22 protein-coding genes are annotated in these 22,261 nt (G+C 68.7%); 10 read left to right on the forward strand and 12 right to left on the reverse strand.

The features are described 5' to 3' along the window. Nucleotides 1-9 precede the first annotated feature (9 nt). From VFG33_RS11630 to VFG33_RS11655, 6 genes are all read right to left on the reverse strand, one after another. Nucleotides 10-642 (reverse strand): alpha/beta hydrolase, encoded by a 633-nt coding sequence (locus VFG33_RS11630; RefSeq protein ID WP_325025410.1) that lies wholly within the window; start codon nt 640-642, stop codon nt 10-12. Continuing rightward, nucleotides 642-1,613: a ring-cleaving dioxygenase gene (locus tag VFG33_RS11635; RefSeq protein WP_325025412.1), complete on the reverse strand. Its 972-nt coding sequence runs from the start codon at nt 1,611-1,613 to the stop codon at nt 642-644. Before VFG33_RS11635 ends, VFG33_RS11630 begins: the two co-directional genes overlap by 1 nt. An 85-nt stretch (nt 1,614-1,698) precedes the next feature. Next, complete coding sequence (locus VFG33_RS11640) at nt 1,699-2,874, reverse strand: PrsW family intramembrane metalloprotease (protein ID WP_325025414.1); 1,176 nt, start codon at nt 2,872-2,874, stop codon at nt 1,699-1,701. Next, the gene (locus tag VFG33_RS11645) at nt 2,871-3,512 is read right to left on the reverse strand and encodes a hypothetical protein (protein ID WP_325025416.1); all 642 of its coding nucleotides are present in this window, start codon (nt 3,510-3,512) and stop codon (nt 2,871-2,873) included. The genes VFG33_RS11640 and VFG33_RS11645 overlap by 4 nt, the downstream gene beginning before the upstream one ends. 49 nt (nt 3,513-3,561) lie before the next feature. Next, nucleotides 3,562-4,254: a response regulator gene (locus VFG33_RS11650; RefSeq protein WP_325025418.1), complete on the reverse strand. Its 693-nt coding sequence runs from the start codon at nt 4,252-4,254 to the stop codon at nt 3,562-3,564. Further along, complete coding sequence (locus tag VFG33_RS11655; RefSeq protein ID WP_325025420.1) at nt 4,251-5,306, reverse strand: sensor histidine kinase; 1,056 nt, start codon at nt 5,304-5,306, stop codon at nt 4,251-4,253. The genes VFG33_RS11650 and VFG33_RS11655 overlap by 4 nt, the downstream gene beginning before the upstream one ends. Nucleotides 5,307-5,449: 143 nt before the next feature. On the opposite strand from VFG33_RS11655, the gene VFG33_RS11660 reads away from it, so the two are divergent. From VFG33_RS11660 to VFG33_RS11670, 3 genes are read left to right on the forward strand one after another with little or no spacing between them, the layout of a single operon-like run. Beyond that, complete coding sequence (locus VFG33_RS11660) at nt 5,450-6,376, forward strand: ABC transporter ATP-binding protein (protein WP_325025422.1); 927 nt, start codon at nt 5,450-5,452, stop codon at nt 6,374-6,376. Further along, complete coding sequence (locus VFG33_RS11665; protein ID WP_325025424.1) at nt 6,376-7,830, forward strand: DUF1349 domain-containing protein; 1,455 nt, start codon at nt 6,376-6,378, stop codon at nt 7,828-7,830. Before VFG33_RS11660 ends, VFG33_RS11665 begins: the two co-directional genes overlap by 1 nt. Beyond that, nucleotides 7,827-8,621 carry an ABC transporter permease gene (locus VFG33_RS11670; RefSeq protein WP_325025427.1) on the forward strand — a complete coding sequence of 265 codons (795 nt, stop codon included), beginning with the start codon at nt 7,827-7,829 and terminating at the stop codon, nt 8,619-8,621. The genes VFG33_RS11665 and VFG33_RS11670 overlap by 4 nt, the downstream gene beginning before the upstream one ends. A gap of 148 nt (nt 8,622-8,769) precedes the next feature. Here the strand turns inward: VFG33_RS11670 and VFG33_RS11675 are convergent, their stop codons facing one another. Genes VFG33_RS11675 through VFG33_RS11685 form a run of 3 tightly spaced genes read right to left on the reverse strand, consistent with a single transcriptional unit; the run spans nt 8,770 to nt 11,001 of the window. Then, complete coding sequence (locus VFG33_RS11675; protein ID WP_325025429.1) at nt 8,770-9,720, reverse strand: ABC-2 membrane transporter-related protein; 951 nt, start codon at nt 9,718-9,720, stop codon at nt 8,770-8,772. After that, nucleotides 9,717-10,607 (reverse strand): ABC transporter ATP-binding protein, encoded by an 891-nt coding sequence (locus tag VFG33_RS11680; RefSeq protein ID WP_325025431.1) that lies wholly within the window; start codon nt 10,605-10,607, stop codon nt 9,717-9,719. The genes VFG33_RS11675 and VFG33_RS11680 overlap by 4 nt, the downstream gene beginning before the upstream one ends. Beyond that, nucleotides 10,591-11,001 carry a GntR family transcriptional regulator gene (locus VFG33_RS11685; RefSeq protein ID WP_325025433.1) on the reverse strand — a complete coding sequence of 137 codons (411 nt, stop codon included), beginning with the start codon at nt 10,999-11,001 and terminating at the stop codon, nt 10,591-10,593. The genes VFG33_RS11680 and VFG33_RS11685 overlap by 17 nt, the downstream gene beginning before the upstream one ends. 170 nt (nt 11,002-11,171) lie before the next feature. Here VFG33_RS11685 and VFG33_RS11690 point away from each other — a divergent pair, with 170 nt between their 5' ends. The 3 genes from VFG33_RS11690 to VFG33_RS11700 all read left to right on the forward strand — a co-directional run bounded on the left by VFG33_RS11690 (nt 11,172) and on the right by VFG33_RS11700 (nt 15,453). Beyond that, nucleotides 11,172-11,726, forward strand: coding sequence for an RNA polymerase sigma factor (locus tag VFG33_RS11690; protein ID WP_325025435.1), 555 nt, complete (start codon nt 11,172-11,174; stop codon nt 11,724-11,726). A gap of 41 nt (nt 11,727-11,767) precedes the next feature. Next, the gene (gene ligA, locus VFG33_RS11695; protein WP_325025437.1) at nt 11,768-13,765 is read left to right on the forward strand and encodes an NAD-dependent DNA ligase LigA; all 1,998 of its coding nucleotides are present in this window, start codon (nt 11,768-11,770) and stop codon (nt 13,763-13,765) included. A gap of 89 nt (nt 13,766-13,854) precedes the next feature. Further along, entirely contained in the window at nt 13,855-15,453 is a 1,599-nt protein-coding gene (locus VFG33_RS11700) for a DHA2 family efflux MFS transporter permease subunit (protein ID WP_325025439.1), read from the forward strand. A gap of 23 nt (nt 15,454-15,476) precedes the next feature. On the opposite strand, the gene VFG33_RS11705 is transcribed toward VFG33_RS11700, so the two are convergent. The 3 genes from VFG33_RS11705 to VFG33_RS11715 all read right to left on the reverse strand — a co-directional run bounded on the left by VFG33_RS11705 (nt 15,477) and on the right by VFG33_RS11715 (nt 19,280). Continuing rightward, nucleotides 15,477-17,147 (reverse strand): cation:proton antiporter, encoded by a 1,671-nt coding sequence (locus VFG33_RS11705; protein WP_325025441.1) that lies wholly within the window; start codon nt 17,145-17,147, stop codon nt 15,477-15,479. 77 nt (nt 17,148-17,224) lie between these two features. Continuing rightward, complete coding sequence (locus VFG33_RS11710) at nt 17,225-17,473, reverse strand: hypothetical protein (protein ID WP_325025443.1); 249 nt, start codon at nt 17,471-17,473, stop codon at nt 17,225-17,227. A gap of 103 nt (nt 17,474-17,576) precedes the next feature. After that, the gene (locus tag VFG33_RS11715) at nt 17,577-19,280 is read right to left on the reverse strand and encodes a right-handed parallel beta-helix repeat-containing protein (RefSeq protein WP_325025445.1); all 1,704 of its coding nucleotides are present in this window, start codon (nt 19,278-19,280) and stop codon (nt 17,577-17,579) included. Nucleotides 19,281-19,313: 33 nt separating this feature from the next. Here VFG33_RS11715 and VFG33_RS11720 point away from each other — a divergent pair, with 33 nt between their 5' ends. The 4 genes from VFG33_RS11720 to VFG33_RS11735 form a co-directional block, all read left to right on the forward strand. Next, nucleotides 19,314-20,129 carry a TetR/AcrR family transcriptional regulator C-terminal domain-containing protein gene (locus VFG33_RS11720; protein ID WP_325025447.1) on the forward strand — a complete coding sequence of 272 codons (816 nt, stop codon included), beginning with the start codon at nt 19,314-19,316 and terminating at the stop codon, nt 20,127-20,129. A 141-nt stretch (nt 20,130-20,270) separates the two neighbouring features. Next, nucleotides 20,271-20,576: a type 2 periplasmic-binding domain-containing protein gene (locus VFG33_RS11725; RefSeq protein WP_325025449.1), complete on the forward strand. Its 306-nt coding sequence runs from the start codon at nt 20,271-20,273 to the stop codon at nt 20,574-20,576. A 10-nt stretch (nt 20,577-20,586) separates the two neighbouring features. Continuing rightward, nucleotides 20,587-21,639 (forward strand): Gfo/Idh/MocA family protein, encoded by a 1,053-nt coding sequence (locus tag VFG33_RS11730; protein WP_325025451.1) that lies wholly within the window; start codon nt 20,587-20,589, stop codon nt 21,637-21,639. After that, nucleotides 21,636-22,261, forward strand: a 626-nt coding sequence (locus VFG33_RS11735) for a Gfo/Idh/MocA family protein (RefSeq protein WP_325025453.1), incomplete at its 3' end; no start/stop codon positions are given. The genes VFG33_RS11730 and VFG33_RS11735, both read left to right, overlap by 4 nt.

A 22,261-nucleotide genomic window follows, 5' to 3' on the forward strand; every position in this document is an offset into this window, starting at 1 on the left:
ATGCCACCTTTACTTCGGACGACCCGCGTCGATGAACTCCTTGATGTGGGGAAGTTGGTGGGCGTCGATGGTGTGGCCGCCGGCGAACGGCAGTAGTTCGACGTCGGCGTCTCGTCGGCGGAGTTGCTCGGTCAGCCTGCTGGTCTGCTCGGGGGTGGCCATCGGGTCGCTGTCGCCGTTGACGATGAGGACCCGCTTGCCGGCGAGAGCGTGGTCAGTGGGTTCGTCCGCCGCGAACGGCACCATCGCGGCCAGCAGTACTGCGCCGGCGAGCGACTCGGGATGGCGTAGGAGCAGCGCGGATGCCATGTTGGCTCCGTTCGAGAAGCCGACCGCCAACCAGGAACCAGCGGCCACGTCGTACTTCTGCTCGGCCGCGGTGAGGAAGGCGGCGAGTTCGTCTGCGCGCAGCCGAAGGTCGTCCTCGTCGAACACGCCCTCGCGGAGCCTGCGGAAGAACCGCGCCATCCCCTGCTCCGAAACGGTCCCCCGAGGCGACAGCACGGGTGCATCCGGGGCCAGGTGCTGCCGCAGTACGAGGAGGTCGTGCTCGTCGCCACCTGTGCCATGCAGCAACAGGAGCGGAGGCGCGGACGAGCCCGGCTGCCAGACGTGCGGCCGCCGGAGCGGGTCCTCGCTCATCAGACGGATTCGTCCGGCTGCGGCGCCGGTGGCACGCGCAGCGATGGCAGCGAAGCCTGGATCTGCTCACGGTCCGGTTCGAGCCAGGGCGGAAGCTTCAGGTGCTGGCCGAGTTCCAGCAGCGGTTCGTCGACGGTGAAGCCCGGCTGGTCGGTCGCGATCTCCAGCAGGACCCCGCCCGGTTCACGGAAGTAGATGGAGGTGAAGTACTGCCGGTCGAGGATCTCGGTGACCTGTACTCCGGCCTCGATCAGCTCGAGGCGCCACTTGGCCTGGGTCTCGTGGTCAGGTGCCCGGAAGGCTATGTGGTGGACAGTTCCGGCTGCCTGGAGTCCGGGAGACGACTTGCTGGGCTGGACGTCCACCGCCGTACCCTCGGCTCCGCCGGACATGACGAACCGTGATCCATCGGTGGTGTCCTGGCCGTGCCGCATCCCCAGCATGCCCGCGAGCATCTCTGCCGTCGGGTCGAGCACCTGCTCCGTCATGGTGACCGAGAAGAGACCGCGGATCGCGTTGTCGAACGGTATGGCGGCGACGCCGTCCCAACCGGATCGGGTGTCACCATCGGACGCGACCAACTCGATCACCAAGCCGTCGGGATCGCGCAGCCGCAACAGCTCCTCATCGGAGCGGGCAACCGGCGCGTCCGCGTCGACGCCGAGGCTCTGCAGGCGCTGTTGCCACCAGCCGAGCGACTCCGGCGGGACGCTGAAAGCGGTGGCTGTGGTGAGACCGGTGCCCTGCTTGCCGGCCTGGACTCCCGGCCACGGGAAGAACGTCAACAGCGTTGACGGCCGGCCCGACGCATCTCCGTAGTACAGGTGATAGGTGTCCGGGGCATCGAAGTTGACGGTCCGTTTGACCAGGCGCAGCCCCAGCACCGTGGTGTAGAAATCCACATTCCGCTGCGGATCCTCCGCAATAGCAGTGACGTGGTGAAGCCCGTGTGGCGCGACCGAGTCGACCATCGCTCATCCCTCCCTGTCCGCAGACCCCGGACGGCGTCGGCCGCCCCTCCTCGACACTACGACCGGACGTCGTTCGCCACCACGGCTACCGGCTCTCGGACAAGGCCGGATCGTCGCCGCGGAGGCGGCTGAGTTCGGTGCGGGCGTGGGCGACGCCTGGTGACTCGGCGCCGCCGGCGCGGGCGATCTCCTGGGCGAGGTCATTGGTGGCTTCGACGAGATGGCGGGCCTTGGTTCGGCTGTGCAGGTGTTTGCGGTACTTCGTGCGGTCCTTCCGGAGGCCGCTGACCGCGTCGAGGAGGGGCGGGTCGATGACACCGGCTTCGACCTCGGGACCGAGCAGTTCGCGGATCCAGAGGCGTTCGGTTCCCGCGGCGTGCCGCAGGACGTAGAACAGCGCCACGAGCTCGACGGCCGCGATCACGAACGGCAGCACCGCTGCGACGAGGGTGCCGCCGCCCAGGGCGCCCATGTCGTCCCAGGCGAAGTGGAACACCATCGCCATCAGCATGGTCAGCACTCCCCTGAGGACCTTGCGTTCACCGCGAGCCCGGCCCAGGACCCACATCAGCCCGGCGCAGAAGATCGCACTGAACAGCGCGTGCGACACGATCCCGGCCGCTCCCCGGATCACGAACACCTGCAGCGACGAGCCGAGCTGGTCCACGCCGTAGAGCTGGGTCGCGCCGTTGTAGACGTACAGGACGTCCTCGAAGACCTGGAAACCCAGGCCGATGTAGGCGCCGATGATGAACCCGTCATAGGCACTGCGGACCAGGCGTGGCGCGAGGCCGATGAGGAGGACCAGGCCGATGGCCTTGCCCCATTCCTCGTTGATCGGTGCGGTCAGTCCGGCGCCCCAGTCGGCCGCGAACGACGTACCGCCGACCTTCGCCCAGATGTCGAGCAACGCCGCGTTGGCCGGCAACGCGATCCAGAAGGTCGCGGCGATGCCACCCCAGATGAAGCCGGTCGCCAGCAGGGCGCCCGGTTGTGCGGTGAAGCGGTTGTGATGGCGCAGGAGAAGGAACCAGGGCACGAGGTAGAGGCCGAAGAGTACGACGCCTCCCGCGAGAGCCGGTGTGTAGAACGCGGCGCCCGGACCGTAGTACCGGAGCATCGTGAGCGCGCCGCCTCCGACACCCAGAACGTAGACCCAGAAGGAAACGTTGTCCGGCCGCAGGAACCGGTACGGCGCGCCCCAGCCCGACTCCTCGATCGCGCTGAGCTGCGCCGCCTTCTCCTCCGGTACGACGGTCATCGCGTCACCCCCGGCGTGATGCTCCGCAAGAGAGCCGCGATCGCATCCTGGTACTTCTCGAACTGCCCCGAGGCGGCTCGGACCCGAACCAGCAAGGCCGGAGCCGAGTCGATCGCTTGTGTCGTACCGACGGCCATCTTGAAAGCCACGTCGATCCCGTCGCCACTGGGCCCGGTGCGGCCTTCAACCACTCCAACCAGGCCGGCGTCGGTGACCACACTCCCCTGAGCACCACTGACGCTGGGTGGGTCTCCCTCGGACCGCTCGACCTGATCGAGGAAGCCCGCCGCACTGCCGTCGTACGACGTCCCGTCCAGTTCGATCGTCGCGCCACCGGTGGCCAGCACCACCTGCAGGTTGGTCGCACTCGCCGCCCCGTCACCGGTCAACGTCCCATTCTCGAGCTGCCAGCCGGTCGGCGGTACGGCGGTCGCCCCGCCGCCGAGGTCAAGCACCTGCCCGGCCCGGATCTCGTTGTGCCACGGGATGGCCGCGTTCAGGCCCTGCAGGCCGTAGATCAGCACCAACGCGAGAGCGAGAGCGCTGAACCCGACCTTGAATGTCCGCCGATCAAGTCCGAGGAACCGATGCTCGACCGGCACCCAGTCCCGCGGCGCTTCCTGCCCGCTCGCGACCATCGAGGCTCCTTCACATCAGCAGTACTGAAGTGTGGGCGTATCCGACACTCTAGGGCCCCGGCCGATCCAGCTCGGAACGTGAGCGGACCAGGCCCGACTCGTAGGCGGTCACCACCGCCTGCGCGCGATCACGCAGTCCGAGCTTGCTAAGGATCCGGCTGACGTGGGTCTTCACCGTCTGGTCACTGACGATGAGCTGGTCGGCGATCTCCGCGTTCGACAACCCTTCCGCGATCAGCCTCAGCACCTCCGTCTCGCGCGGGGTGAGCGCGGCGAGCGGGACCGCCTGCCGTTTCGATCGAGGTTGCAGGCGGAGGAACTCGCCGATCAGCCGGCGGGTGACGTTGGGCGCCAGCAGGGCCTCGCCCGCGGCCACCACCCGGACGGCGTCGAACAGTCGCTCGGCGGTCACGTCCTTGAGCAGGAAGCCGCTGGCTCCGGCGCTGAGCGCGTCGTACACGTGCTCGTCCAGATCGAACGTGGTCAGCATGATGATCCGCGGACCGTCGGCGTCGGCGGTGATCCGCCGCGTCGCCTCGATCCCGTCGAGCCCGGGCATCCGCACGTCCATCAGCACGATGTCGGGTCGGCACTCGTGGCACAGCCGGACCGCCGCGGCGCCGTCGGCCGCGGTACCCACGACGGTGAGGTCGGGCTGGGTGTCCAGCAGCGCGGCGAACCCGGCCCGGACGATGTCCTGATCGTCGACCACGAGCACCCGCAGAACAACGTCGGCGGTCATCGGGCGATTTCCTTCAACGGCAGTGACGCCTCGACCAGGAAGCCGCCGACAGCCGCCTCACCGGTCCAGAGCGTTCCACCCGCCATCGCGGCTCGCTCACGCATGCCCAGCAACCCGTGACCGGCCGCGGCGGGCGCGTCGGCGGGTCCCGGTCCGTTGTCGCGGATATGCACTCTGAGCAGCTCGTCGGTGTACTCCAGTTCGACATCGACAGCCACGTTCGACGCATGGCGACGCGCGTTGGACAATGCCTCCTGGACGATCCGGTAGGCAGTCAACTCGCCCCCTGGATCCAATCGGGTGACGTGACCGCGAACGATCAGCCGGGTGCTGGTCCCGGACGCGTCGCGCATCTCGTCGATCAGCTCGATCAACTGCGCCAACCCCGGCTGCGGCCGGCGATCGACCTCGGCGCCCGCGTCTTCACGCAGTACTCCGAGCAGGCGGCGCATCTCGGCCAACGCCTGCCTGGCCGTGTCACCGATGGCCACCAGCCGGTCGGCACCGGCCTGCGGCATCCCGGGCGTCGTCAGCCTGGCAGTCTCGGCCTGGACCGAGATCATCGAGAGGTGATGGGCCACGACGTCATGCAGTTCGCGGGCAATCCGGGCCCGCTCTCCGCGAGCGGCGTTCTCGAGCAAGGTCTCGGCGACGATCTGGCGCGCGACGTCCCGCTCGATCGCCGCGTGGCCGACGCGCTGGGAGTATCGCCGGAGGAGGACGTACAGGCAGGCCAATTGGGCGACGCCACCCGCGATGGTGGGCTGGTCACCGCCCACCAGAGTGAGGACCGTTGCCAGGGTGACGGCGACAGCCGCCGGCCACGGATGGGTTCGCAGGAAGGCGAGCGGCACCGCGGTACCGAGGCTCAGCAAAAGTGCGGTGGTCTTGTCTGCCGGTGCGAGGTCGGGCCGGCCGGTCACCTCGGCGACCGCCAGGAGTGCGAGCATGGCCGCCGCCGCGATCGGCCAGTCGGGGGCAGCGATGATGCGACGCATCAGACCGCCAACTCGGTCCACCGTGCGCCCGATCACCGCGTGCGCGCTGCTCACGGCAGCCATTGTGCCCTCCAGTGCCCCTGCTTGGCGTCGCCATGGAGAGCTACCCCCGGCGAGGTCGTCACCCTGGTGGGGTACTCCGAACTGCCCGCCCGGCGTGACGACGGGCTGCGGATGAGCCTTCTAACCTGACGAACATGGCAGCAACGATCGAAGCCCGCGGGCTGAGCAAGCGCTACGGCGCCACCACGGCGGTGGATGATCTGTCCTTCACTGTTGCCGCCGGCAAGGTCACCGGATTCGTCGGACCCAACGGCGCCGGCAAGTCCACGACGATGCGGATGTTCCTCGGCCTGGACGCCCCGGACGCCGGCACCGCGCTGATCGGCGGCCTGCCGTACCGCTCACTGCGAGCGCCGCTGACCCAGGTGGGTGCGCTGCTGGACGCGGGCGCGATCCACGCCGGCCGCCGCGCCCGGCACCACCTGTTGTGGATGGCGCAGTACAACGGCATCTCCCGGCAGCGGGTGGACGAGGTCCTCGGGATCGTCGGGCTCTCCTCGGTGGCCGATCGGAGGGCAGGCGGCTTCTCACTCGGTATGCGCCAGCGGCTGGGCATCGCCGGGGCGTTGCTCGGTGACCCACCGGTGCTGATCTTCGACGAGCCCGTCAACGGCCTGGACCCGGAAGGAATCCAGTGGATCCGGGGATTCCTGCGCTCCCTGGCGGCCGACGGACGGACCGTACTGGTCTCGAGCCACCTGATGAGCGAGTTGCAGGGCACTGCCGATCATCTGATCGTGATCGGCCGCGGCCGGCTGATCTGCGACCGGAGCGTGCAGGAGCTGCTGACCGCCGCCTCGTCGGATCGCGTGCTGCTGCGGACCGACCGGGTCCCCGACGTGATGACGACACTGGCCAACGCCGGTGCCACGGTGACTCTGGTCGACCGCGAGGCGTTGACGGTGGCCGGCCTGCCGTCCGAGCGCATCATCGCCGTCCTCACCGACAACGGGCTGCCGTTCTCCGAGCTCACTCAGCACCGTGCCAGCCTCGAGGAGGCCTACATGGAGCTGACCCGGGGCTCCGTCGAGTACGCCGCCCGTCCGGACGAGGTCGGCTGATGGTTCCGCGGGATGGCTTCGCCATGGCCCTGCGTGGCGAGTGGACCAAGCTCACGACGGTTCGAAGTACGGTCTGGACCCTGACCGCCACCGTCGGGCTGACGATCCTCATCTGTCTGCTGTCGGCCTCCGGCAGCAACACCTTCGTGAACGACGGCCCGCACTCCATCGACCAGTTCCACTTCGTGCACCAGCCGCTCACCGGCGACGGCTCGGTGGTGGCGCAGGTGAGCAGCCAGCAGGACAGCAACGAATGGGCCAAGGCCGGGATCATGGTCAAGGAGAGCCTCGTCAGTGGCTCGCCCGCCGCGGTCCTGATGCTGACCCCACGTCACGGCGTGCGGTTGCAGGGCAATCTCACCACCGAGGTGCAGGGGAGTTCGAGCGCGGCACCGCGATGGCTCAAGCTCACCCGCAGCGGCGACAGGATCGCCGGCTACGAGTCTGGCGACGGCACCAGCTGGGAAGAGATCGGAACCGTTGACATGCGCGACCTGCCCCGGACGGCTCAGGCGGGTCTGTTCGTCTCCTCACCGGACCGCCAGAGTCTCACCCAGGTGGGACCGGGCTCGATCGAGGTCGGCACCGTCCCCACCCCTGGTCGCGGCACCTTCGCCCACGTCAGCATCGGTGGACAGCCGGCGACGGACTGGTCCAGCCAGGACGTGGCGCCGATCCGCTCGGAGGACACCAAGGGCGGCGGGCCCATCGGTGGTCTCCATCCGAGTCAAGGCGAAGGCTCGGCGAGCGAGGCCGGCGGCGTCTTCACCGTCACGGGCGTCGGAGACATCGGGCAGGTCGGGGTCAGTGGGGTGAAGTTGGAGGGCGACAGCGACCTGGTCCGCAACAGCCTGGCCGGGATCCAGATCGGCCTGATCGCGGTCGTTGCCCTGAGCGTCCTCTTCATCACCTCCGAGTTCAGCACCGGCGTCATCCGGACCACCTTCGCGGTCAGCCCTCTCCGCGGCCGCGCGCTGGCGGCGAAGGCCGTCGTACTGGCAGGAACGGTCTTCGTGGTCGGATTTGTCGCCAGCCTGGCAGGACTGTTCCTCTCCCAGCCGCTGTGGAGATCCGGCGGCTTCGCTCCCCCGGCATATCCGCATCCCTCGCTCGCCGACGGACCAGTACTGCGGGCCGTCGTGGGGTCGGCGCTCTTCCTCACCTTGATAGCACTGTTCAGCCTCGGGGTAGGCGCCCTCCTGCGCCGCACGGCGGGCGCGATCGTCCTCATCGTCGCCCTGGTGGTGGTGCTGCACATCGTCACTGGCGTCTTGTCGGTGGAGGCGTCGACCTGGGTCAACCGGGTCGGACCGGTCGCCGGACTGGCGATCCAGCAAACCGTCGAGATGCCTGACACAGCCATCGGGCCGTGGGCAGGTCTGGGCGTGCTGGCCGCCTACGCCGCCGTCACCCTCGGCGCCGCGTTCTGGATGCTCCGCAAGCGGGACGCATGATTCGTGCCGCCCGCGCGGAGTGGACGAAACTCCTCACGATGCCGGGCGTGGTCTGGTCCCTGCTCGGCGCCGTCGGGCTCACCGTGGGGCTCACGGCGCTGGTGACTGCGGCGACCGGACCGTTGTCGGGCTGCGGAGCTGACAACAACTGCACCAAGGACACCACGGTGCTGAGTCTTTCCGGTGTCGTGCTAGGGCAGCTCGGGGTGATCCTGGTCGGCGTTCTGGCCGCGTCCGCGGAGTACGAGACGATGCTCATCCGCAGCACGCTCGCCGCTCAGCCGCGGCGCGGGTTGGTGCTGCTGGCAAAGGCGGTGGTGGTGACCGCGGTCGCGACCGCGGCAGGGCTTCTGGCTGTCGTCGGTTCCTTGCTGACCGGTCGCGAAATCCTTGCAGGCAACGGATTCACCGCGGCGGGCTATCCGACGCTGTCGCCGGCCGACGAACAGACGCTGCGGGCCGCCACCGGGACTGTCCTCTACTTCGGTCTCGTCGGCCTGCTCAGTCTCGGCCTCACGATGGTGCTCCGGCACGCCGCTGCCGGTGTCAGCGCGGTGATGGCCGTTCTGTACCTGCCGACCGTGCTCGTCCTGATAGTCCCGATGTCGCCTCACTTGGTCGACCTGGTCCGGAAGTTCAGCCCGATGTCGGCAGGGCTTGCGGTCCGCGCCACGGTCAGACTGGCGGACAGTGCCCCGATCGGCCCGTGGGCTGGACTTGGTGTCCTGGCCGCCTACACGGCTGGGTGTGTGTTCTGCGGCTACGCAGTACTGCGGTTGCGTGACGCCTGACCGGAGAAGTTCGCCGCGGTGATTCCTCGGTCGGACACATCGAGCTTGTCCTGGCCGCCGGCTGCCGGCTGCCGGGTTCGCGTCGAACCCAATCACGGTGTCAGCTCCGAAACGCGCCCGTCCGGTACCGGACCAGGTTGTCGCACTCTCAGGCCGTCCGACGGAGGATCCACCACGTCGCTACAGCCAGCACGACCACGGACAGACAGACGAAGATGCCCGACTCGATGAGCTGGAACGACCAGAACCGGCTGAGTGGCTGGTACGTGTCCACGAACCGATAGCCGTTCTCCACGGAGCATGCCTCGGCCGCCGCTTTGCCGGCCATTGCCTGACAAGGGTTTGAAACACCTGCACTGCCAAGGACTTCACCCCCGCGATTGACGACCTCGCTGCTCAGAAGCCAATCGCCGCTGCCGAGACGCGGGCTGCTGGTGCCGAACGCATACGTCACGTCCAGCGGCGCCAGATACTGGTCGCGCAGGGTCTGAACCCCGATCTTGATCGGCAGATAGGCAACCAGTGTCACCACCATCGCCGGAACCGTTCGCTTGAAGATCGCGCCCGCGGCCGCGCCGAGCGCGAAGGCGAACACGGTATAGGCGACGGGAACGATGCCACGGAAGTCGAACACGTCCAGGTTCATCCGCCCGAAGTTGTCCTGGACCCGCTCGATCGGCGTGAACCACCAAGTCATCAACTGGGTGAGTGCGGCTGCCACGGCCGCCGCGCCGAGGAGAAAGATGCCGAGCTTCGTGGCCAGCCAGCGACCCCGGCTCACGGACTGTGTCCAGGCGAGCCGGTGGGTCCCCTGCTCGATCTCTCGCGCAACCAGGGGACCGCCCCAGAACATGCCAATGAGCAGTGGCACCAGGAGGAGCAAGCGATGGGTGTTGAGCACGACGTTGAACTTGTCGGTGAAATCGCGGGCCAGGCTCAGGCAGTCGCCGCCGGAGGTGAGACATGCGCTCAACCCTGACCCGTCCAGGTCGGCAGTCATCGCGCGCCGGGTCAGTACGGCGTAGAGCGCGAGCGCGGCCAGCAGAGCGAGCGAGGCCAGGATGTTCGGCCGGGCGAGCCGCCAGGTGAGCCGGGTCATGCGGAGATCTCCTGAGAACTCGGCGATGCGGACCCCGCATCGGCCGTGGGAGCGGACATGTAGGCGAGGGCAAGTTCCTCCAGCGTGGCCGGGCGCACCGTCCACACCGGATCAGTGATCGGCCCGCTGGTACGGACGAGCAAGCTCGCCTGCCGCTCGGTGTACTCGGCGTTCACCACCTGGTGGTCGGCCAGCAGGCCGGCAGCCCTGGCGCGTGGACCGGTGACCATCCGGTGATGGCCGAGGAGCGCCTCGGTGTCGTCAGCGAGCTGGACCCGCGAGGCGGACAACAGGACCAGGTACTCACGGGTGCGCTCGACGTCGGCCAACAGATGCGACGAGAGCACGACGGTCACCCCTGAGTCGGCCACCTCTTCCATCAGCGCCTTGAGGAACTCGCGGCGCGCCAAGGGATCCAGATCGGCCACAGGTTCGTCGAGCAACAGCAGCTTCGGCCGTTTGCCGAGAGCCACCGCGAGTGCCAGTTGCGAGCGCTGACCGCCGGACAGGCTGCCGACCTTCTGCTGCAACGGGATCTCCGCCCGGGCAATCCGCTGACGAGCCAGGCCCTCGTCCCACCCCGGATTGAGCCAGCCGCCCATCCGGAGAGTCTCGGCAACAGTGAGACCGCGGTACAGGGGCTTGTCCTGAGCCACGAAGCCGACCTCGGCGAGCACGGAGCGCGGCGGTCTCCCGAGTGTCCGGACCTCACCGGCACTTGGCCGCAGCAGGCCGACCGCGAGACTCAGCAGCGTCGTCTTGCCGGCGCCGTTCGGCCCCACCAACCCGATGACGCGTCCCACCGGAAGGTTCAGGGAACAATCGCGAAGCGCCCACTTCTTCCCATAGCGACGGCCCAAGCCGCTCGCCTCAAGCGCGGGTGTCATTCAGTCCCCCGATGTGGTCGAGGTTCGACCGCATCACGGTGTGATAGATCGCGTCGATGTCCTCATCGACCAGTCCGGCCCGACGCGCGCTGACCACCCAGTGGGCCAGCCGCTGCCGCAGCTCCGTCTGCTCGGCAGGATCGTTGTGGGACAGGGTTTTGAGGACGAAGGTGCCCTGCCCCGGCCGCGCGCCGACCAACCCTTCGCGTTCCAACTCGCGGTAGGCCTTGAGCACCGTGTTCGGATTGATGGCCAGCTTGGCGACGACCTCCTTCGCGGTCGGCAACTTGTCCCCCGGCCGCAGCAATCCGAGCCTCAGCGCATGCCGCACCTGCAGGGCCAACTGCAGGTAGGTGGCCACTCCCGACCGATCGTCGAGCTGAAAGTCGATCATCAAAACCTCGTTCCACTAAGACCTTAGTGGAATGGTGTTGGAAATCACCGATCATGTCAACCCGAAAGAGAAGGCCCCCGCCCAGAAAAGGTTTCCGGTGGACTGTCGTGATCGGTCCGGTGGCTCCGATTGAGGGGTAATCGCAAGCCTCACGAAACGGAGACACTCCCATGAATGACGCAACTGTCCGGACCGTCGACCGGTCCGAGACGAAGACCCGTCCGGCGAGCCGGCTGACGCGGACAGCGGTCGGCCTGGTCCGGATCGCCCTGACTGTGCAGTTCACCGTGGCCGGAACGAGCAAGCTGTTCGGCGAGGCCCAGATGATGACGGACTTGTTGCGCAGTGAACAAGCCCGACGCCGGCGCGAACAGCTGGACGCCGAACGCAACCCCCCGAGGACCTGCTCGGTCCGCCGGCCGACGTCCCTGTACGACGTTCTCGGCCGGATCGAGCCAGATCCGATGGTGACGCTCAACGCCGCCGTGGCCGTCGCGATGGTCCGCGGTCCGGCGGCCGGCCTGGAGCTGATCGACACGGTCGCGGCCGACCCGAAGTTGGCCGATCATCACCGGCTCGCCGCAGTACGGGCTCATCTGCTGGAACAGGCCGGCGACCTACCCGCCGCTCGGAGCGCGTACGCCGACGCAGCCCGCCGAACCACCAGCCTCCCCGAACAGCGCTACCTCCACGCCCGCGCCGCCCGCCTCAACACCAACCAGTGAAATCGGCGGTTTGTCGGCGCGCGCCGGTAGGGTCCTGGGCTGTGGACGTTGGGGAGCGGATTCAGGAACTTGCTGATCAGATCGTCGTACTGCGCGACGCCTACTACCGGGGTTCGCCGGTGGTGGCGGACGCGGAGTACGACGTGGTCGAGGACGAACTGCGGACGCTGATCGACGCGAATCCGGAGTTGGCGCCCAACCCGAATCCGCTGGAGCAGGTCGGCGCGCCGGCGGTGCTGCACGCGCCGATCAGGCACTCGCGGCCGATGTTGTCGCTCGAGAAGGCGACCCGCCCCGAACAGGTAGAGGCCTTCTTCGCCCGTTTTCCCGGCCAGTCGGTCGTGGTCATGCCGAAGCTGGACGGACTGTCACTGGCCCTGGTCTACGAGAACGGGCAACTGGCCCGAGCGATCACCCGCGGCGACGGGACGACCGGCGACGACGTGACCCCGCTCGTACGGGCACTGGCCGACGGCGTCCCGGACCGACTCGACGTACTGGGCCGCATCGAGGTCCGCGGTGAGGCAGTCATGCTGCGATCCACCTTCGCCGCCTACAACGCCGCCCACCCGGACAAGCCGCTGATCAATCCGCGGAACGCCGCCGCGGGCACGCTGCGCGCCAAGGACCCGGCCACCGTCGCCGAGCGGCGCCTGCAGTTTCTCGCCTTCGACTTGCTCAGCGACCCCGACAACACCGACGCCGATCTGGACCGCGCGCTCCAGACGCTCGGATTCACCGTCGCCGACATGCGGCACTGCGACGACGCGGCCGCCGCGCAGGCAGTCATCACCACGATCGAGCAGCAACGCAACGACCTCGACTACGACCTGGACGGCGCCGTACTGCGACTGGCCGATCGCGACGCGTTCGCCGCCGCCGGCACTCGGTCCAGCTCACCGCGCGGGGCACTGGCGTTCAAGTTCGCCGCCGAAGAGAAGACCACCGTGCTGGCGGACGTGGTCTGGGACGTCGGCAAGACCGGCAAGATCGCGCCGGTCGCCTGGCTGGAGCCTGTCTTCGTCGGCGGTACGACGGTCACCCGCGCAACGCTGGCCAACCAGGAAGTGATCCGCGCCCGCGGCATCAAGATCGGCGACACAGTTCTGGTACGCCGCGCCGGCGACGTGATCCCGTTCGTAGCCGGAGTGCTCGACGCATCCAAGCGCACGGGTGCCGAGCGAGACATCGTGCCGCCGGCGGTCTGCCCGTCGTGCGAGCAACCATTGACCGAGCAGGGCAACAGCCGCGAACTGTTCTGCACCAACGTTGCCTGCCCCGCCCAGACCGTACGGCGACTGATCCACTGGGCATCCCGGGCCGCCGCCGACATCGACGCGATCGGCGGAGTCTGGATCGAACGCCTGGCCGAGGCCGGGATCCTGGAGAACCCCTCGGACTTCTACCAGCTGACCAAGGAAAGGTTGCTGGAGTTCGACCGCATCGCCGAGATCTCGGCCACCCGGATGATCGACTCGATCAACGCAAGCCGCCAGGTCGGCCTCCGCCGGGCACTGATCGGCCTCGCGATCCCGATGGCCTCCGAAGGCACCGCGACCAGGATGTGCCGAGCCGGGTTCGGCTCGCTGGAAGAGGTGGCCGACGCAGGCTTCGACGGGCTGGTCGCCGTGGAAGACATCGGGCCGAAGGTCGCCGCCTCACTGATCGAACACCTCGCCCGGCTCAAGCCCGAGCTCGAACGACTCCGAGCAGCCGGCGTATCGCTCGACGTACGCGAGGAAGACCTCCCACCGGTCGTCGCAGCCGGCGCGCCGCTGGCCGGCAAGACAGTGGTAGTCACCGGTTCGATCAGCGACCCACGCTCCGGCGAAAAGGTCCCGCGCCCCGCCTTCCAGCGACTCTGCGAGAAGGCAGGCGCCACCATCGCCTCGTCGGTCTCGGCAACCACCGACCTGCTCATCACCGGCGCGGACGTCGGCGCCGCCAAACTCACCAAGGCCGAAAAACTCGGCGTCACCGTCGTCGACCAGTCCGAGATCTGGCAACAACTCCAAGCCGCCGACCTCCTCAACCGCTGACGGCACGATTTAAGGAATTTGCTCGTGAGAGAGGATGGTCGGCGCGTAGTCTCGGCGGGGAAGCGAATCGCGCGAGGGGGGACCGACCCGTGAGCCAGCAAGCTGCCCAGCCCGACTACCCCGACCACATCGATGCCGCCGTGCTGAAGATCGCCGGCGTCGTGGTGTTGGGGGCCATCATGTCGATCCTTGACATCACAGTGGTCAACGTCGCCCTGCCGGTCTTCCAGGACGAGTTCGGCTCGCCCGACAGCCCGGTCGCCTATTCCCATGTCGCCTGGACCGTCACGGCGTACACCCTCGCGCTGGCGACCGTGATTCCGCTGACCGGATGGGCAGCCGACCGGTTCGGCACCAAGCGGCTCTATATGGCCGCGATCTTCCTCTTCACCGCCGGGTCCGCTCTGTGTGCCACCGCGTCGAGCATCGACACACTCATCGCTTTCCGCGTCCTGCAGGGGCTGGGCGGCGGCATGCTGATGCCGCTGGGCATGACCATCATGACCCGAGCCGCGGGACCACACCGAATGGGCCGGTTGATGGCCATCCTCGGCGTACCGATGCTGCTCGGCCCGATCCTGGGACCGATCCTGGGCGGCTGGCTGATCCAGGTGGCGAGCTGGCACTGGATCTTCCTCATCAACGTGCCGCTCGGCGTGATCGCGCTGGTCTATGCCTGGTCCGCGCTGGCCAAAGACACCCCGCAGCGGTCGGAGTCGCTCGACCTCCTCGGAGTGGCACTGATGTCCCCCGGGCTCGCGTTGTTCCTCTTCGGCGTCTCCTCGCTGCCCGCCGAGAACGGCGACTTCGGTGCGCCGCGGGTGTGGGTCTCGATGCTGGCCGGGGTACTGCTGATGGGGGCCTTCGTCTGGCACTCGTTCCGGCCGGAGCACCCGCTGCTCGACCTCCGGCTGTTCCGCAACCGCAACCTCACCGTCTCGATCGTCACGATGTTCTTGTTCGCCGCCGCATTCTTCGGTGGGCTGCTCCTGGTGCCGACGTACTTCCAGCAGATCCGCGGTGAGTCCACGCTGGCCGCGGGCCTGCTGGTAGCGCCGCAGGGGCTCGGCGCCATGGTGACCATGCCGATCGCCGGGAGACTGGTGGACAAGGTGCCGGTGGGCCGGATCGTGCCCGTCGGGCTCGCGCTGATCGTCGTGGGCATGTTCGGCCTGACCCAGATCACCGCGACCACGCCGTACCCGCTGATCATCGCGATGCTGGTCGTGATGGGCTTCGGGATGGGCGGCACGATGATGCCGCTGTTCACCACGGCGCTGAGGACGCTGTCCGGCGCTCAGGTTGCACGCGGCTCGACACTGCTCAACATCAGCCAGCAGATCGCCTCGTCCGTCGGAGTCGCGACGATGGCGGTCATCCTCACCAATCAGCTCAGCAACTCGCCGATCATCCCTGGAACACAGCAGGTCCCCGGGCTCGGCGACGGGCTCCGCGAGACTGAGGCAGCCATCCTGTCCAACACCCGGCCAGAAAGCGTTGCCGCGCTCCACATCGACCCCGCCGCCATCGCGCGCGGGCTGGTCGACGCCGCCGAGTCGTTCTCCCACACCTACTGGGTCGCCTGGGTGCTGGTGACCCTGACCCTGGTGCCGGCTTTGATGCTCCCCCGCAAACACGAGGAGATCAACCTCGTCGGCGAGGGCGCCCCGCCGGCCGTTGTCGACTGACCACGTTCCGGCCAGGCGTCTGGTCAGCTGGCCACGAAGCGTTGCTCGATCGCGTCGAGGAGCGACTCGACGTGCCGGTAGGTCTCGGAACTGTAGGCGCCGATGCTGCGTTCGGTGCCGAGAGCTTCGCGCATAGCGTCGAGATAGCGGCGCTGGACGATCAGCAACTGCTCCTTTGAGTCAGGTCTGGTACTGCGCACCTGGCTGCTCGCGGAGACGATGCGAGGGACGATCCGGTCCTTCATTGCGCTGACCAGGTCCGGGGCGAGCGGCTCACCGCCGACGGTCTGCTCCTCCAGCGGGCCGAGGGTGTCGATCGCGGACTCGCCGACCCGCCGTAGCAGCGCCTGCACGGAGTCCCGTTTGTCCTCCGCGCTCTCGGAGCTGAAGCTCATCCTCGCGATCACCGCCGGCAGCGTCAGGCCGAAGAGCACCAACGTGATGAGTGCGACCAGGAAAGCCGCGAGGACGACGGTGTCGACGTGCGGCGTGCCGGCCGGGATCGTCTGGACGGCAGCGACCGTGACGACGCCGCGCATGCCGGCCCAACCCACGACCACGTAGCCGCGTCCGGTGATCGGCTCCCGTTCCTCGAACTCCACATCCGCATGCCCGCGGGCGAGCCGGCGGCGAGCCCACACCAGCCGGGTCTCCTCCCGTTGGTCGGCCGGAGTCATCGAGTCCAGGCGCTCCTCGAACTGGCCGAGCCGAGCACGAGTCTGCTCGTTGCGGTCGTGCCGGCCGAATCGCTCTCGCAACGCCGGCCAGACCAGGCCGGCGAACCTCAGGCAGACCAGGAGGCCGAGAACGACCAGGACGAGGCCGGTGATCTCCTTGGTGGTGGTCTCGGCCCGGGCAGCGTCCACCAGTTCGGGGAGTTGGTAGCCCATGGCAAGGAAGACGGCGCTCTCCAGGATGAAGCTGATCGTCGTCCAGGTGGTGGCCTGGGTCTGCCGGTCGCGGGCGCTGAATCGCTTGCTGCCAAGAGCGCCGGTGAGGAGCCCTGCGATGACCACGGCGAGGACGCCGGACGCATGGGCCTGTTCCGCCGGGAAGTACGCGAGGAAAGGGACGGCGAAGGAGATCGTTGTGTTGAGCACCGGATCGTCCAGGCGCCCGCGCAGCAGTGCAGTCGCCCAGCCGACGAGCACGCCGATCAGAACGGCTCCGGCCACCGCCCAGCCGAAGTCGAGGAGCGTGTCGCCGAAGCTGAACCCGGAGGTCGCGGCGATCGCGGCGATCGCCGTCCGCAGGACGACGAGGGCGGAGGCGTCGTTGATCAGGCTCTCGCCCTCCAGCACCGTCATCAACCGGGGCGGCAGCCCGACCCGGCGCCCGATCGCCGTCGCGGCGACGGCGTCGGTCGGACTCACCACGGCGCCGAGTGCCGTGGCCAGGGCGAAGGAGATCCCCGGGAACAGGGCGTGCACCACGGCTCCGATAGCCAGCGCCGAGACGATGACCATGACCACCGACTGCCAGGCGATCAGCGCGAAGTTCCGCCGTACGTCGAGCACCGGCAGCTGGACCGCCGACGCGTACAGCAGCGGGGGCAGTACCCCCGCCAGTACGAGCTCCGGCTCAACCTGGATGGTGGGAGTACCGGGCAGATAGCTGGCCCCGATCCCGAGCGCCACCAGGAGCAACGGCGCCGCCACACCCGTACGCCGCGCGAACACGGATGCAGCGATCATGATCGCAAACCCTGCACCGGCAACTAGCAGGAACTGATGGTCCACGCGACGGGAGTCTAGGGCCCGAAGTCCCGAGATCAGCTGCGCCGTGCTGCGTACGGAGTGGCGTCCGGGGCGAGGCAAACGGCTTGGCGGCGGAGCTTACGCAGGTGGTACAGGTTCTCGCCGGTGAACGCCGCCAGCGCGATCCAGATGAGCACGAAACCGGCGAGGCGCTCGGGCGGCATCGGCTCGCCGAACACGAACACCCCGAGGACGAACTGCACCGAGGGCGTGAGGTACTGCAACAGCCCGAGGTACGGCTGCTGCACCGGACGAACACCCACGTGCACCTGACCTCCACGCGCGCGGCGCGCATGGACCAGGCCGACTGAGACCCGCGACTCCCCGGGACCCGCGACCCGTGGAGGGGCCGCGGGCCGGGTGCGGTCAGCGTCGGCGAGGTCCGGCTTGCGCGCGTGCCTCGGCGGCGTCCAGGTCGGCCGCGTCGGTCAGGGTCGCGTTGTCCTCGTAGGTGACCGAATCCGGGACGGCTTCGCTGCCGACCGGGTCGGCGTCCCACACGTTGCCGCGGTAGACCACGTTGTCCAGCGGCGGGTGGACGTGCAGCACGGCGGTGTTGTCGGCGCGCCGCACCACGTTGTCCGCCACCGTCACCCACGCCGCGCCGTAGTCGGTGTAGAGGGCGAAGTTGTACGGGGTGCGGGTGTCGGTGACGACGTTGCCGCGCACCTCCGCCCCGTCCTCGTGCGATTCGCCCTGCGGCCCGGACACATAGATGCCGCCGCCGTCGGCCAGCACGCCCATCGCGCCGGTGACGTGGTTGTGCAGGATGCGCGTGCCCTTCGCCGGGCCGCCCACGATGCCGCAGTGCGGGACGTCGTCCACGCGGTTGTGCGCGACCGTGCAGTCCACCGTGGCGAGGAGGGCGATGCCGGGCGAGCCCGAGTGGTCGAGCCCGACGCGGTGGACCTCGTTGTCCTCGACCACCGCCCGGTAGGTGCCGGTCAGGGTGATGGCGCCGGCGGCGAGGGTGTCGAACCCGCACCCGCGCACCACGGTGTCCGCGCCACCGGTGACGCCGAGCGCGGTCGAGCCCAGGCGGGTGAAGCGGCAGCCCTCGAACCGGATGCCGGTGGTGTCGACCAGGGACGCGCACGCCGGAACGGTCTCCGGCTCGCCGGTGACGGTCAGCCAGGACTGGCCCTCCACGACGACCACGGTGTCGATCCGGCCGCCGTCATGGAAGCCGCTGCCGTGGTAGTGCAGGAAGCCTCGGTCGCCGGTCGGGCGCAGCCAGGTGGTGTCGGCGAAGATCAGGCCGCGGAAGGAGATGCCGCCGGCCCCCGTCGCCACCAGCAGGGTGTCCCGTTCCGGAGCGACGACCCGGGTGGCGGCGGGGTCCTCGCCGGTGCGCGGGAGGTAGTGCAGGACGTGCTCGCCGGGGCGGGAGCGGTCCAGGGCGAACGTGCCCGGTCCAGTGAGGAAGGACGGGTCGTTCTCCACGCGGGTCGGCAGGCCGGGGCCGGAGGAGGTCTGGCCGTCCCAGGAGGAGTTGTAGAGCTGCCGCGCCCAGGAGAAGGCGGGCTGCTTCATGGTGATCGTGCCGTCCGCGACCGACTCGACCGCGAGCCGGGCCTCGGTCCACGGGTAGACGCCTCGGTGGACGAACTCGACGCCCGCTCGCCAGTCGAGGCGAGCATCCGTGACGTAACCCGACTCGTTTTCACTCACTTCGCCCGGGATCCCGTCGATGGCGGCCCGGTCGACGCGCCGACCGTCGACGGTGAGGTGGCGGGTGTCGAGCGTGCCGACGTCCACGACCCAGACGCCGTCACCGCCCACCCGCCAGCCGGTGATCACCCGTCCGCCGCCGATCACCACCTCGGCCTGCGCGGGTGTGCCGAACCCGTTCGCCTGGTAGGTGATTCGGCTGCCTTCCCGCGCGGAGTCCTCCTCGGTGAACTCCCACGGCCCGGGGTAGGTGCCCGCCCGCACGTGGACGACCACGTCGCCCGCCGCCTCCCGGGCCGCCCTCCGCGCCCGGTCGATCGTGGCGAAGGGCCGTTCCGGGGTGCCGGGGGCGTCGTCGTCGCCGTCGAGGGCCACGTGAACTTCGGTTGTGTATGCCATAAACGTATTTATACTATAAACAGGAGGTATCGGGTGACGCAGGACAACAAGCGGGTCGAACTGCTGTGGCGCGACGAGGACGCGCGGCCAGGGCTGAGCCCGGACCGGGTGGTGGCCGCCGCGGTGGAGGTCGCCGACGCGGAGGGCCTGGCGGGCTTGTCCATGCGCAAGGTCGCCGAGCACCTGGGCTTCACCACGATGTCGCTGTACCGGCACGTGCCCAGCCGGGAGCACCTGGTCGACCTCATGCGCGACGCCGTCCTGGACGCGCCCGCGCCCGACGACACCGGCGCACCGTGGCGCGAGCGCCTGGAGACGGCCGTCCGGCACGGCGGGGAGCTGCGCAAACGCCACCCGTGGCTGGCCGAGGAGCGCAGCACGCGGCACCTCCCGGGGCCGAACGCGCTGGCGCACTACGAGCACCTGCTGAGCATCCTGGCGAGCACTCCCCTGCCGCCGGCGGAGGTCGTGGCGGCGGCGGGCCTGCTCGGCCGCTTCCTCGACGCCGAGGCCCTGGCGCTGGTCGAGGCGGCGCGCGCCGAGAGGGACAGCGGGGTGAGCGACGAGGAGTTCTGGGGCGCGCGCGACGGGCTCTGGTCGCGGATGAGCCGCTACCCGACCCTCACCGCGCTGTGGGAGACAGGCGGTTTCGAGCAGTCGGACCCGTTCGAGTTCGGCCTGACGCTGCTGCTCGACGGCGTCGAGTTGCGCATCGCGCAGCGTGAGGGAACGCGTGACGAAACCTGCGCGATGTGCGGCGGGCCGATCGAGCAACCCGCTTCGGGCCGTCCGCGCGCCTACTGCTCGCGAAGTTGCCAACAACGCGCCTACCGCAGCCGGAAGCGCTGACACCACCGGCATCACGCCGGCGCGGTCAGGTCCTCCAGGCGGACCGTCCGGAAGTTCGGCAGCCCGGGGATCCATCACACGATCGTCAACGGCAATCCCGTCCTCACCGAAAGGGGGTTCAGCGAGACCCAGCTCGGCCTGATGTACCAGACTGATGCCCCCTGGACCATCTTCCTGCCGGAGAAGGAGGGCAACAGCGAGGCGGAGTTCAACGCCATGAAGCAGATCTGCCCCACCGCTCTGGTCGATCCGGTCGCCGGGATGTACTCCGAGACGAACATCCGCAAGGGCCCGCAACTCACCGACGACATCACCCAGGTGACCAACGACATCATCCAGGGCCGCAAGCCGGTCTCCGCCTGGGCCGACGCGGTCAAGAAGTGGAAGAGCGGCGGTGGTGACAAGATCGCCGAGGAATACGCCCAGGCACTCGAAGCATCCCGCTGAAAGGAACATCTTGACCTCCACGCACACCGTCAGATTCGCCGCCGTCGGTCTCGATCACGTCCATATCCAGGGTCAGATCGCAGGCCTGATCGGGGCCGGTGCGGAGCTCGTCGCGATGGCGACCGACGATCCGTCGGCCGCGGTCGCGACCGGGATCCGCGAACGCTACCCGGACGTTCCCGTGGTCGAGGATCCTCAGGACCTGATCAGCAGGGACGGCATCGACCTGATCGTGACCGCCGCGGTCCCGGACCGGCGGGGACCGATCGCCGTCGCGGCGTTGCGGGCCGGCAAGGACGTCATGGCCGACAAGCCCGGCTGCGTCAGTTTCGACCAGCTGGAGGAGATCGAGAAGGCGGTCGCCGAGACCGGCCGGTTCTGGTCCGTGACGTTCTCCGAACGGTTCGAGGTGCCGTGTGTGATCAAGGCCGGCGAACTGGTCCGCGCGGGCCGGATCGGCACCGTCGTCCAGACCCTCGGGCTCGGTCCGCACCGCATCGGGGACCGCGCCCACCTCGGCAGTGGCGCCGGCCGGCCGGACTGGTTCTACGACAAGAGCCGGTACGGCGGCATTCTCGTCGACATCGCCTCCCACCAGATCGACCAGTTCCTCTGGCTCACCGGTTCACGCACCGCCGAGGTCGTGGCCAGTTCGGTCGGGAACTTCGCCAACCCCGAGACGCCCGGTCTGCAGGACTTCGGTGACCTGCTGCTCCGCAGCGACCACGCCCAGGGCTACATCCGGGTCGACTGGTACACCCCGAAGGGTTTGCCGACCTGGGGCGACGGCCGGTTGATGATCCTCGGCACCGAGGGCTACATCGAGCTGCGCAAGTACGTCGATCTCGCCGGCCGCCCGGGTGGTGACCACCTCTTCGTGGTCGACCAGGACGGCATGCAGTACATCGACTGCTCGGACGTCGAACTGACGTACTACGCCGACCTGGTGCGCGACGTACAGGAGCGGACCACCACGGCCGCTCCGCAGGAGCACACGATCGAGACCATGCGACTGGCCCTGACCGCCCAGCAGCAGGCAGTCCTGCGCGGCGCGGCGCAATGACCACAGGCTCGATCCTGAAGGTCGCGATCGTTGGCTCCGGCAACATCAGCGACCGCCATGCGGAGGGCTACGCGGACACAGGCCGGACCAGGCTCGTCGGCGTCTGCGACATCGTCGAGGCGAAGGCCCAGGCACTGGCCGAGAAGTACGCTTCGACCCCGTACGCCGACCTGGCCGAACTGCTGTCCGCGGAGGAACCCGACCTGGTCTCGGTGGCAACGCCACCCGGGAGCCACGCCGAGATCGCGATCGCGATCCTGGCCGCCGGCAAGTCGGTCCTGCTGGAGAAGCCGCCGGTGCTGAGTCTCGCCGAGCTGGACGCGGTCGCGGAGGCTGAGCAATCCAGCGAAGGCTCGGTCTACGTGGTCTTCCAGCAACGGCACGGGTCCGGAGCAGTGCGGGCAGCCGACCTTCTGCAGCGCGGGGCTCTCGGTACTCCGCAGGTCGCCGTCTGCGAGACCTTGTGGTTCCGGCCGCGCAGCTACTTCGATCCGGAGTGGCGTGGCACGTGGGTCGGCGAGGGCGGTGGGCCGACTCTCGGTCACGGCATCCACCAGATCGATCTGCTGCTGCATCTGCTCGGCCCTTGGCGGACGATCAACGCCACCGCCGTACGGCTAGA

The sequence above is a fragment of the Kribbella sp. genome, assembly GCF_035687465.1.
Lineage (GTDB): Bacteria > Actinomycetota > Actinomycetes > Propionibacteriales > Kribbellaceae > Kribbella.

Coding starts and splice junctions, on each gene's coding strand:
- VFG33_RS11685 (WP_325025433.1), bottom strand. CDS start 11,001: ATGATCGACTTTCAGCTCGACGATCGGTCGGGAGTGGCCACCTACCTG.
- VFG33_RS11645 (WP_325025416.1), bottom strand. CDS start 3,512: ATGGTCGCGAGCGGGCAGGAAGCGCCGCGGGACTGGGTGCCGGTCGAG.
- VFG33_RS11660 (WP_325025422.1), top strand. CDS start 5,450: ATGGCAGCAACGATCGAAGCCCGCGGGCTGAGCAAGCGCTACGGCGCC.
- VFG33_RS11665 (WP_325025424.1), top strand. CDS start 6,376: ATGGTTCCGCGGGATGGCTTCGCCATGGCCCTGCGTGGCGAGTGGACC.
- VFG33_RS11630 (WP_325025410.1), bottom strand. CDS start 642: ATGAGCGAGGACCCGCTCCGGCGGCCGCACGTCTGGCAGCCGGGCTCG.
- VFG33_RS11705 (WP_325025441.1), bottom strand. CDS start 17,147: ATGATCGCTGCATCCGTGTTCGCGCGGCGTACGGGTGTGGCGGCGCCG.
- VFG33_RS11680 (WP_325025431.1), bottom strand. CDS start 10,607: ATGACACCCGCGCTTGAGGCGAGCGGCTTGGGCCGTCGCTATGGGAAG.
- VFG33_RS11715 (WP_325025445.1), bottom strand. CDS start 19,280: ATGGCATACACAACCGAAGTTCACGTGGCCCTCGACGGCGACGACGAC.
- VFG33_RS11725 (WP_325025449.1), top strand. CDS start 20,271: ATGTACCAGACTGATGCCCCCTGGACCATCTTCCTGCCGGAGAAGGAG.
- VFG33_RS11690 (WP_325025435.1), top strand. CDS start 11,172: ATGAATGACGCAACTGTCCGGACCGTCGACCGGTCCGAGACGAAGACC.
- VFG33_RS11650 (WP_325025418.1), bottom strand. CDS start 4,254: ATGACCGCCGACGTTGTTCTGCGGGTGCTCGTGGTCGACGATCAGGAC.
- VFG33_RS11675 (WP_325025429.1), bottom strand. CDS start 9,720: ATGACCCGGCTCACCTGGCGGCTCGCCCGGCCGAACATCCTGGCCTCG.
- VFG33_RS11635 (WP_325025412.1), bottom strand. CDS start 1,613: ATGGTCGACTCGGTCGCGCCACACGGGCTTCACCACGTCACTGCTATT.
- VFG33_RS11670 (WP_325025427.1), top strand. CDS start 7,827: ATGATTCGTGCCGCCCGCGCGGAGTGGACGAAACTCCTCACGATGCCG.
- VFG33_RS11640 (WP_325025414.1), bottom strand. CDS start 2,874: ATGACCGTCGTACCGGAGGAGAAGGCGGCGCAGCTCAGCGCGATCGAG.